This is a genomic window from Mesorhizobium sp. M7A.F.Ca.CA.002.15.2.1 (genome assembly GCF_003998715.1).
In the GTDB taxonomy this organism is placed as follows: Bacteria; Pseudomonadota; Alphaproteobacteria; order Rhizobiales; family Rhizobiaceae; genus Mesorhizobium; species Mesorhizobium ciceri.
In genome coordinates this window covers 1-1,533 of the sequence record NZ_RZPI01000951.1, presented here as the reverse complement: position 1 = coordinate 1,533, position 1,533 = coordinate 1, and the positions used below count along the sequence as shown (strand labels likewise).

The 1,533-nt window shown below is 63.3% G+C and carries 2 protein-coding genes; one reads left to right on the top strand and one right to left on the bottom strand.

What is annotated here, in order from left to right:
• Positions 1 to 303 precede the first annotated feature (303 nt).
• Complete coding sequence (locus ENZ74_RS31425; RefSeq protein WP_013530583.1) at positions 304 to 1,008, top strand: helix-turn-helix transcriptional regulator; 705 nt, start codon at positions 304 to 306, stop codon at positions 1,006 to 1,008.
• A gap of 64 nt (positions 1,009 to 1,072) precedes the next feature.
• Here ENZ74_RS31425 and ENZ74_RS31420 read toward each other — a convergent pair whose 3' ends face one another.
• Positions 1,073 to 1,375, bottom strand: coding sequence for a hypothetical protein (locus ENZ74_RS31420; protein ID WP_024501757.1), 303 nt, complete (start codon positions 1,373 to 1,375; stop codon positions 1,073 to 1,075).
• Positions 1,376 to 1,533 lie beyond the last annotated feature (158 nt).

Here is a 1,533-nt window from a genome sequence, read left to right as displayed (position 1 = left end):
GGCGACCGGAACGGCCGGAGCCGCCGCTCCCAGCGGCTTCGGCCGTTCCGGTCGCCGGAGACAGGCGGACCGGACCCGAGGCTCGTGCGGTCAGGCACTGGGCCTCGGGCTTCATCCGGGCCGGGGAGGAGGACGGCCGGGATGAAAGGGAATGGGCGGTTATGACCGCCGGGCGCGCCTCGCGTGAGGCCGGCGACTCGGCGCCATCAAAGCTGGACAGGTTTTGCATGACCGGATATAAGCATAACTCGAAAATAGATGCAAGCCATTCTTTCATAGACGAGAGCGGCTTTCATCCCTCACATGGGCGCCATGGCAAAAACGGAACTGTCGATCAAGGTCGGAGCGGCGATCCGCAAGGCGCGCAAGCAGCGCGGCCTGGTCATGCGCCACATCGCCGAACACAACGACACCGATGTCGCCGCCGTCGGCAACTGGGAAACCGGCCGCAATCTGCCCAAGACCGAGAACCTGCTGAAGACCGCCGCCTTCCTGCGCGTCGACCCGGTTGCGCTGGGCCAGGGGCAGGTCGTGTTTCTCGACGATGCCGGACCGGTTGCCGATGCGGAGATCGTCACCGATGCAGGTCCGCTACCCGCCAGCTCGATGGACATCGAGGTGCTGGGCGCGGCCGTCGGTGGCGACGATGGCGATTTCACCTTCAACGGCGAGCCGGCGGGTTACGTCCAGCGCCCGCCGGGCGTGCGCAACCTGCCGAAGGTGTTCGCCCTGCACGTGCTCTCGGATTCCATGGTGCCGCGTTACGAGCCCGGCGACCTGATCTATTGCGGCGGCCGCGACGCCGTACCGGGCGACCATGTGGTGATCGAGACCTTCCCGGAGGAAAACGAGCGCAACGGCAAGGCCTTCATCAAAAAGCTGGTCAAGCGCACGGCGGGCGAGCTGGTCGTCGAGCAGTACAACCCGCCGAAGACGTTGACCTTCAACCGCTACGCCATCAAACATGTCTGGCGCGTGATTCCGCTGAAGGAATTGCTGGGGTATTGAGCAAGGGATGCTCTTCCTTCTCCCCCTGCGGGAGAAGGAAGAACCAGCGCTGGCACCCTCCCACTCAAGCCCGCCGCGATCCCTCCAGCGGCACATCCCTGTCGCTCAGCATCCGCGCTTCGCTGCGCACGCGCTGGCGCTCGTCGACAAACGCCGCCTGGATCGAAATCGCCGTCCCCGGCAGTCCGTCGGCGCGGCAGGCCGAACAGACGATACGGCCCGACAGAGCGGACAGCGGCGTATTCCCCGTCACCCCGAACCGCTTCAGCTGATCGGGTCGCCACCACCTGTTGCGGCCACAATCGGCGCACTCGACCGAGATCGAGGCGACATGCGCGATCGTTGGTTCCTTGCCCGGCAATGCCATCGCCCCTGCCTCGTCTTTGTTCCTGATTTGTTCGCATATTCCTGTGTTTTACGCCGGGAGTCGAGTCGCAGTTTTCAAACTTTCCCAGAAGTTTTTCTTCTAGCATAATTTGAGTTATGCTTTCATAAATGTATGAAAATGTGAGTCGGGTACGAACC

What these genes read in the sequence shown, in the direction of transcription:
- ENZ74_RS31425 (WP_013530583.1), top strand. Translation starts at nt 304, where the DNA reads ATGGGCGCCATGGCAAAAACGGAACTGTCGATCAAGGTCGGAGCGGCG.
- ENZ74_RS31420 (WP_024501757.1), bottom strand. Translation starts at nt 1,375, where the DNA reads ATGGCATTGCCGGGCAAGGAACCAACGATCGCGCATGTCGCCTCGATC.